The sequence below is a fragment of the Allobosea sp. genome (genome assembly GCF_051860145.1).
GTDB lineage: Bacteria > Pseudomonadota > Alphaproteobacteria > Rhizobiales > Beijerinckiaceae > Allobosea.
Genome location: NZ_JBHYEM010000013.1, coordinates 134454 through 141872 on the forward strand (window position 1 = coordinate 134454; position 7419 = coordinate 141872).

Sequence of the window (7419 nt, forward strand, 5' to 3'; positions counted from 1 at the left end):
GACGATTTGTCCTGATTTTTCCGGTGTTTCTACCGAGATTTCAACAGAATGGTCGTTCGAGGATTGACCCGGCCCGCCGGGACGCATAGCGTCCGGCGTCCGTAATGGCGAAGGGCAGGCGATTGGGCCGCCAGCCAATAACGCCTTGGAGGCTATGAATGGCGGGGCAAACGGTCACTCGCGCCGATTTGTGCGAGGCTGTATACCAAAAGATCGGTCTGTCGCGGACAGAATCGTCCAAGCTCGTCGAAGCCGTGCTTGACGAGATCTGCGACGCGGTCGCGCGCGGCGAGAACGTGAAATTATCTTCGTTCGGCTCGTTCGTCGTACGCGACAAAGGCGAGCGAATCGGGCGTAATCCGAAGACGGGAGTCGAAGTCCCGATCGAGCCGCGCCGCGTGATGGTGTTCAAGCCTTCGAATGTGATGAAGGCGCGCATCAACGGACATGCGGGCGAGGGCGACGAGGAGTGAGTCTGGAGTTCCACACCGGCAACCTAGAGGCCGAATTGGACACCAAGAGCCCAGATGCGTTCCGAACCATCAGCGAGGTCGCCGAAGACCTCGACATTCCCCAGCATGTCCTGCGTTTCTGGGAAACACGTTTCGCCCAGATCAAGCCGCTCAAGCGCGGCGGCGGCCGCCGCTACTACCGGCCCGACGACGTCGCCCTGCTGAAGGGCATCCGCCGGCTCCTCTACGGCGAAGGCTACACCATCAAGGGTTTGCAGCGGATCCTGAAGGAACAGGGTCCGCGCCATGTCCAGGCGATCGGCCGCGGCGCGCCGATCGGCCCGCAGGCGCCCGTTGCAGCTGCGCCGGTCGCCCCGGCGGCAGCGCATATGGCGGACCTGCCTGGCGATGACGACGCGCCCTGGATGCCCGATCCGGACCAGGCCGCGCCGGCCCGGCCCCCGGCTCTCGACGGCGAAGCACTGGCCTTGCTCGAGGCGGCGCTCGCCGAACTGGCGGAGTGCCAGCGGGTTCTGCGCGGCGTGCTGCAGCCGCAGGCGGGCGGCGACGCGCAGTGACGCGCATCCCGGCTCCGTCCGGGCGCGGCATGACCGGCGCGCAGGGCGCTGCGGCGTGGCGCGATCTCCCTTTCGGCACACGCTCTGCCTAAATCGGCATCGAGGACGACCTCAGTGGCCTGCGCCGCTTTCCCTCCAGGCGTGGACGACCTCGCCCCTTTCCCAAGGAGCGCCGCCATGGCTTGGCTCTATCTCTTCTTCGCCGGACTGTTCGAGATCGGTTGGGCGATCGGCCTGAAATACACCCACGGCTTCACCCGTCTCACGCCCACGGCCCTCACGCTGGCGAGCATGGTGGTGAGCCTCGGCTTGCTCGGCCTCGCCCTCAAGACCCTCCCGGTCGGAACGGCCTATGCGATCTGGACCGGCATCGGCACGATCGGCACTGCGACGCTCGGCATCCTCCTGCTCGGGGAGCCGGCCGGCGCCCTCAGGCTGGCCTGCATCGGCCTCATCGTCGCCGGGATCGTCGGGCTGAAGCTGGCGGCCTGAACTCCATCTGCCGGGCGCGTTCGTTCAACGCCTGAACGCGTCCGGCCAGTTGCCGCTCTTCTCGAGCAGAACGATGATGACGATCACGGCGAGCGTCACGGCGAGCGTCAGCAGCTTGGCGTTCCAGGGCGTGCCGCGGCCGATCAGCCAGACCAGCGTCAGGCCGATCAGAAGGGGGACAAGCATCTCCATGGTGCAAGCTTAGCCCAGCCTGTCGCGCGGTGCCTACTCCGCCATCCCATTTTATGCGCCGTTTGTCGTGCGAGCTGGAACAGATCGCTGGCGGGCACGTTCGGTCCATGGGGAAGCGCCTCGCTCGATGCGAGGCCGGCCTGTCAAACCACATAATCGGGACAGGAGAGCGGAATGGGCCTTTTTTCGAAGGATATCAAGACGATGGACGATCTCTTCGTCCACACCCTCCAGGACATCTATTACGCCGAGAAGCAGATCCACAAATCGCTGCCGAAGATGATCGAGAAGGCGACGGACCCGCAGCTCAAGCAGGGCCTCGAAGCCCATCGGGGCGAGACGCAGGGCCATATCGAGCGGCTCGAGCAGGTCTTCAGGCAGCACGGCGCCGAGGTGAAGGCGGTGAACTGCCCGGCCATCGACGGCATTCTCGAGGAGGCGGACGATCTCGTCGGCGAGGTCGAAGACAAGCAGGTCACTGACGCCGCGATCATCGCCGCCGCGCAGGCGGTCGAGCATTACGAGATCACGCGCTATGGCACGCTGGCGGCCTGGGCCAAGCAACTCGGCCGAGAGGATTGTGCGGCGCTGCTGCAGCAGAATCTCGACGAGGAATTCGCTGCGGACAGCAAGCTCACGAAGCTGGCGGAATCGGGCGTCAACCGCAAGGCGGCCTGAGGCTGCATCGGACGGGCCTGCGCCGCTCATGGCGCGGGCCCTGTCTGTTGGAGGGGCTTATGGGTCGAATCACGTGGGGTTGCCGGGGTCCCCCGGTGGCACCTTGGGCCCCTTGCGCAGGCTGCGCGCCCAGAAGGTTGCGAAAGCCAGGCCGAACGGAATTCCGGCCAGCACGATCCAAAACACGAAACCCCAATCCCCAAGCATTGTGGCTCAGCCTCCTGGCGGCCAGGCACAGCCGCTGACACGGCATCTGGCGGCCATCCTGGGCCGAGTCCGCCACCCCTATCAACCGCCGCGCGCCTGCAAGGGACGGGCACCCTCGATCAACGGCTTCATCTTGCCGATCTCCGCCGCCATGAAATCCAGGAACAGCCGCACCCGCGGCGAATGCCGCAGGTCGGGATGCGTCAAGAGCCAGAGATCGGCGGCGAAGCCGGAATCGGGAGCGGCCAGGCGGACGAGAGCCGGCTTGGTGTCGGCGATGAAGCAGGGCACGAAACCGATGCCGATGCCGGCCTCGATCGCCTCGGCCAGGCCGAGCACGGTGTTGACCTTGTAGACGATGCGCTCCGGCGACACGTTGTCCTGCAGGTAGCGCACGGCTTTCAGCCCGGCGAACTGGTCCCCGAGCGAGACCCAACTCTCGTTTCGCAAGGCTGCGACATCGGTCGCGGCTTCGGCCGGGAAACGGCTTGCGAGCCCGTAGAGCGCCCAGGCGATGCGCGCTGCGCGGCGGCCGACCAGCGTCTCGGGCGGCTGGTCGGTGGCGCGGATCGCGACATCGGCGTCGCGCTTGGACAGGTTGAGCGCCTGGTTGCTGAGCAGGACGTCGAGCCGGATATCGGGGCATTGCCGCAGGAAGGCGGCGAAGACCGGCGTCAGCAGGTCGACCAGCAAGGTGTCGTTGGTGGTGACGCGCAATTCGCCGGCGGGCTTGATCTCCTGGCCGGCGAGCTTGCGGGTGAGGGCGGTGATGTCGCTGTCGAGCCGCTCAGCCAGCTGGATCATCTCCTCGCCGGCAGGGGTCGGCACATAGCCGCTGCGATGCCGCTCGAACAGCTTTACGCCGAGACCGTCCTCGATCTGGCCGAGACGGCGGAAGACTGTCGAGTGGTTGAGGCCGATCAGGGTCGCCGCGGCCGGCAGGGCGCGCGCTTCGGCGATCGCCTTGATCAGCCGGAAATCGTCCCAGGCGAGGCTCTTGGCCGTGCCGCTCATCATCCGCATCCCTTTCATGCGTCCGCCGCCGTCATGGCGCGGGCCATGCGGCGGCGAGCGATACGAGCCTTTGGCCTCGGCGGCCATCAGGCGGCGGCCGGAACGCCGGGCCGGACGAGCCCGACCGGCCGCAAGGCCAGCGCGCCGTCGCCGATCAGCACATGGGCGAGCGCGGTCACGGTCAGGAAGGCCGGATATTCCCAGCCGCCATTGGCGGCGGTGAACAGCCAGCCATTCGGGGCGTGGACCATCAGCGCGCCGAGCAGCACCGGCAGCAGCGCCAGCGAGACCAGCCGGCCATAGAAGCCAGTCAGGATGGCAAGGCCGCCCAGGAACTCGGCGAGGATGATCGGCCAGGCGAGGAAGCCGGGCAAGCCGAGCTGGCCGAGAAAGCCGGCGAAACCGGCCGGGGTGAAGATCGCGAGCTTGAGATAGGCATGGGCAATGAACATCAGGCCAAGCGCGATGCGCAGGCCGAGTGCGCCATAGGGCGCGAGGCGGGTGTCGATCATGGTGGCATCTCCGAAGGGACCGGGCTGGTCTCGGGAGAAAGGATGATCTTTCCTTGAGGCAATGCAAATTGTCAATTTCAAAGATTGATATTGCTTATATGCAATGATCAGGCGCTGGCGCTTTGGCCGTGCCGATACGATCTTGCCGGGGAACGAGGCGCTCCGCCTCATTGTCCGGAGAAGGATCATGCAGATCAACGGCATTCATCACGTCACCGCCATTGCCGGCCCCGCGCGCCGCAATCTCGACTTCTACGGACGCGTGCTGGGCCTGCGGCTGGTCAAGAAGACGGTCAATTTCGACGATCCGAGCACCTATCACCTCTATTACGGCGACGAGGCCGGTTCGCCCGGCACGATCCTGACCTTCTTCCCCTGGGAGCATGCGGCTTCAGGTCGGCTCGGCGTCGGCGAGACGCAGGAGACCGCCTTCCGCGTGCCGGAAGGCGCGATCGGCTACTGGGCGCATCGCTTCGTCGAGCTCGGCGTCGTCCATGACGCGCCCGAGAAGCGCTTCGGCGAGACCGTGCTGCCATTCCGCGATCCCGACGGGATGCGGCTTGCGCTCGTCGGCCTGCCCGGCATCGCGGGGGAGCCGCCCTGGGCCGGCGCCGGCGTTCCGGCCGAGCATGCGATCCGTGGCTTCCACGGCGTCAGCCTGCTGATCGACGATGCAGGCCCGACCGGCGCGATCCTGAGCGATGTCCTCGGCTTCGCCGAGGTGGCGCGCGACGGTTCGCTGACCCGGTTCAGGGCGGAAGGCGCGCCCTTCGGCGGCATCGTCGATCTGCGCGCCGCCGGCGGCTTCCTGCCGGCGCGCCAGGGGGCGGGCTCGGTCCACCACATCGCCTTCCGTGCGGCCGATGACGCCGCGCAGGCGCAGATGGTGCGCCGCCTCGCCGAGAACCACGGCATCCGGGCGACGGAGCAGAGGGACCGGAACTATTTCCGCTCCGTCTATTTCCGCGAGCCCGGAAAGGTCCTGTTCGAGATCGCGACCGACGCGCCGGGTTTCGGCATCGACGAGACCCCCGAGACCCTCGGCCAGGGGCTGAAGCTGCCGCCCCGCTACGAGGCGAGGCGCAGCCAGATCGAGGCCGTGCTGCCGGAGCTGAACTGACCTGCCGCCCTGCCGCGTCGCCATGACGGGGCAGGGCGGTTCACCCGGTTTGAGGAGATTTGTGATGCACGCCGCTGCCACCACCCCTTTCATCCACGTCTTCGAGCCCGGCACGGATGCTGCCGGCGCGCCCTTGCTGCTGCTCCACGGCACCGGCGGGAACGAGCGCGACCTGCTGCCTCTTGGCCGCATGGCGGCGCCGGGCGCGAGCCTGCTCTCGCCGCGCGGCCAGGTGCTGGAAGGCACGATGCCGCGCTTCTTCAGGCGGCTGTCGGAGGGCGTCCTCGACGAGGACGATCTGCGCCGCCGCACCCATGAGCTGGCGGATTTCATCGAGGAGGCGAGGGCCCGCTACGACCTTGCGCCGCCGACCGCGCTCGGCTTCTCGAACGGCGCCAATATCGCCGCGAGCCTGCTGCTGCTCAGGCCCGAGGTGCTGGCCGGCGCGGCGCTGCTGCGGGCGATGTCGCCCTATGCGCAGCCGCCGAAGGCCGATCTCGCAGGCAAGCGCGTGCTGCTGCTCTCGGGCGGGCTCGACCCGATCGTCGCGGAAGAGGACGCGGCCCGCCTCGCCGCGACGCTCGCGGATGATGGCGCGGCCGTGGAGCATCGCACCTTGCCGGTCGGGCATGGCCTGTCGCAGGCGGATGTCGGATTGCTGCGCGGCTGGCTGGCGTGAGCTGATCGTGGCACCAAAAACGCCGTTATCCCGGCCGTAGCGCAGCGGAGCGCCGGGATCCATTGTAGGGCGTCGCGTCTTACGATGGATCCCGGGACTGCGCTTCGCTTGCCCGGGATGACGCTGATGGAAGCCCGTCAGGGAGCGCCGATACCTTCTTTGACAGGCCTCCGCGGCCTATTGATACCTCTACGATGTCGTAGCCTTCCGGGTGCGGCCTGCGGGTTTCGGCGGTGGCGGGTTCTCGGCCTCCGCCGCCTCCTTCGCCAGCCTCAGGGCGCGCAGCGCCTCGATCTTCTTGCGCGCGGCGGCCTCTTCGGCCGCGATCCGCCCGCTCGATTTCTGCTTCTCGCGCGGCGCTTCCTGCACGCTGTGCACGTCATGCCAGGCGCGTGGCCCACGTTCGTCACCTGCCATCTCACTCTCCCGCCACTTCTAGCCCCATCAGCCAGCTTACGCGCGATTGTGGCGGGATACGAGCCGCGATCGCAGGAAGTGCGCGGGCTCAGCGCTCGACACGGGTCGAAAGGATGATCGAGGACATCGTCCGCTCGACGCCGTCGAGCGCGCCGATCCGGTCGATCAACTCGTCGAGCTCGCCGATCGAGGGGGCGATCACGATGGCGATCATGTCGAAATGGCCGCTGACCGAATGCAGGGTCCGCACCTCCGGGATGCGGCGCAGCTCGGCCTCGACCTTGGGTGCGAGCTTGGTCACGGCGGTGATCAGGATATGCGCCTTGACCTGGCCGCGCTCGTGCTCGTCGGAAAGGCGGGCGGTATAGCCCGTGATCGTGCCGCGCCGTTCGAGCCGCTCGATCCGGCTCTGCACCGTGGTGCGCGACAGGCCGAGCTTGCGCCCGAGTTCGGCCACTGGCGCGCGGGCGTTCTCGGTCAGAAGAATGAGGAGCTGTCTGTCGGTCCGGTCGATCGGCATAATGCCGGAAGCTTACGGCATATCGCCGTAAGTTCCCATATGAATCGTCGTGTTGATGGCTTCTATCCGACGAAAGGCGCGGCGAGCATAGGCTCAACCAAGAGACGGAGCTGGGCCATGAAGGATGTCGTCGTCATCGGGGCGGGCAAGATCGGCGCGACCATCGCCGACCTGCTCGGCGGCAGCGGGGATTACCGCGTCACCGTCGCCGACCGCTCCAATGCCCAGCTCGTCGGCATCCGGACCAGTGCCAATGTCTCGACTCGGCAGGTCGATATCGGCGACGAGGATGCGCTGACGGCATTGCTCGAGGGCCGCTTCGCCGTGCTCAGCGCCGCGCCCTACGATCTGACGACCCGCATCGCGGAAGCTGCGGCCCCGCTCGGCGTGCATTATCTCGACCTGACCGAGGATGTCGCCAGCACGAAGCGGGTCAAGGAGCTCGCGAAGACGGCCAAGGCGGCGCTCATCCCGCAATGCGGCCTGGCGCCGGGCTTCATCTCGATCGTCGCGGCCGACCTGGCCCGCGGCTTCGATTCGCTGGACAGCCTGAAGCTG

Annotated in this window: 12 protein-coding genes; 7 read left to right on the forward strand and 5 right to left on the reverse strand. The window is 67.2% G+C overall.

What is annotated here, in order from left to right:
- Positions 1-158 precede the first annotated feature (158 nt).
- The 3 genes from ACTIF2_RS19830 (at position 159) to sugE (ending at position 1522) form a co-directional block, all read left to right on the forward strand.
- Positions 159-473 (forward strand): integration host factor subunit alpha, encoded by a 315-nt coding sequence (locus ACTIF2_RS19830; protein WP_439498837.1) that lies wholly within the window; start codon positions 159-161, stop codon positions 471-473.
- A complete protein-coding gene (locus ACTIF2_RS19835; protein WP_439498838.1) occupies positions 470-1030 on the forward strand; it encodes a MerR family transcriptional regulator in 561 nt (186 codons plus the stop codon). The genes ACTIF2_RS19830 and ACTIF2_RS19835 overlap by 4 nt, the downstream gene beginning before the upstream one ends.
- A 177-nt stretch (positions 1031-1207) precedes the next feature.
- The gene (gene sugE / locus ACTIF2_RS19840) at positions 1208-1522 is read left to right on the forward strand and encodes a quaternary ammonium compound efflux SMR transporter SugE (protein WP_439498839.1); all 315 of its coding nucleotides are present in this window, start codon (positions 1208-1210) and stop codon (positions 1520-1522) included.
- A gap of 24 nt (positions 1523-1546) precedes the next feature.
- Here the strand turns inward: sugE and ACTIF2_RS19845 are convergent, their stop codons facing one another.
- A complete protein-coding gene (locus ACTIF2_RS19845) occupies positions 1547-1708 on the reverse strand; it encodes a hypothetical protein (RefSeq protein ID WP_439498840.1) in 162 nt (53 codons plus the stop codon).
- A 180-nt stretch (positions 1709-1888) separates the two neighbouring features.
- On the opposite strand from ACTIF2_RS19845, the gene ACTIF2_RS19850 reads away from it, so the two are divergent.
- Positions 1889-2392 carry a YciE/YciF ferroxidase family protein gene (locus tag ACTIF2_RS19850; RefSeq protein WP_439498841.1) on the forward strand — a complete coding sequence of 168 codons (504 nt, stop codon included), beginning with the start codon at positions 1889-1891 and terminating at the stop codon, positions 2390-2392.
- Positions 2393-2680: 288 nt separating this feature from the next.
- Here the strand turns inward: ACTIF2_RS19850 and ACTIF2_RS19855 are convergent, their stop codons facing one another.
- A complete protein-coding gene (locus tag ACTIF2_RS19855) occupies positions 2681-3613 on the reverse strand; it encodes a LysR family transcriptional regulator (RefSeq protein ID WP_439498842.1) in 933 nt (310 codons plus the stop codon).
- Positions 3614-3699: 86 nt separating this feature from the next.
- Positions 3700-4125: a DoxX family protein gene (locus ACTIF2_RS19860; protein WP_439498843.1), complete on the reverse strand. Its 426-nt coding sequence runs from the start codon at positions 4123-4125 to the stop codon at positions 3700-3702.
- A gap of 187 nt (positions 4126-4312) precedes the next feature.
- On the opposite strand from ACTIF2_RS19860, the gene ACTIF2_RS19865 reads away from it, so the two are divergent.
- Both ACTIF2_RS19865 and ACTIF2_RS19870 read left to right on the forward strand, forming a co-directional pair.
- Positions 4313-5245 carry a ring-cleaving dioxygenase gene (locus tag ACTIF2_RS19865; RefSeq protein ID WP_439498844.1) on the forward strand — a complete coding sequence of 311 codons (933 nt, stop codon included), beginning with the start codon at positions 4313-4315 and terminating at the stop codon, positions 5243-5245.
- Positions 5246-5309: 64 nt separating this feature from the next.
- Entirely contained in the window at positions 5310-5924 is a 615-nt protein-coding gene (locus ACTIF2_RS19870; protein ID WP_439498845.1) for an alpha/beta hydrolase, read from the forward strand.
- 189 nt (positions 5925-6113) lie between these two features.
- Here ACTIF2_RS19870 and ACTIF2_RS19875 read toward each other — a convergent pair whose 3' ends face one another.
- Positions 6114-6341 carry a transcriptional regulator gene (locus ACTIF2_RS19875; RefSeq protein WP_439498846.1) on the reverse strand — a complete coding sequence of 76 codons (228 nt, stop codon included), beginning with the start codon at positions 6339-6341 and terminating at the stop codon, positions 6114-6116.
- Between the two features lie 88 nt (positions 6342-6429).
- Positions 6430-6861 (reverse strand): Lrp/AsnC family transcriptional regulator, encoded by a 432-nt coding sequence (locus ACTIF2_RS19880; RefSeq protein WP_439498847.1) that lies wholly within the window; start codon positions 6859-6861, stop codon positions 6430-6432.
- 117 nt (positions 6862-6978) lie between these two features.
- Between ACTIF2_RS19880 and ACTIF2_RS19885 the strand changes: the two genes are divergently transcribed.
- Positions 6979-7419: saccharopine dehydrogenase family protein (locus tag ACTIF2_RS19885; protein WP_439498848.1), on the forward strand; the 441-nt coding region annotated here is incomplete at its 3' end.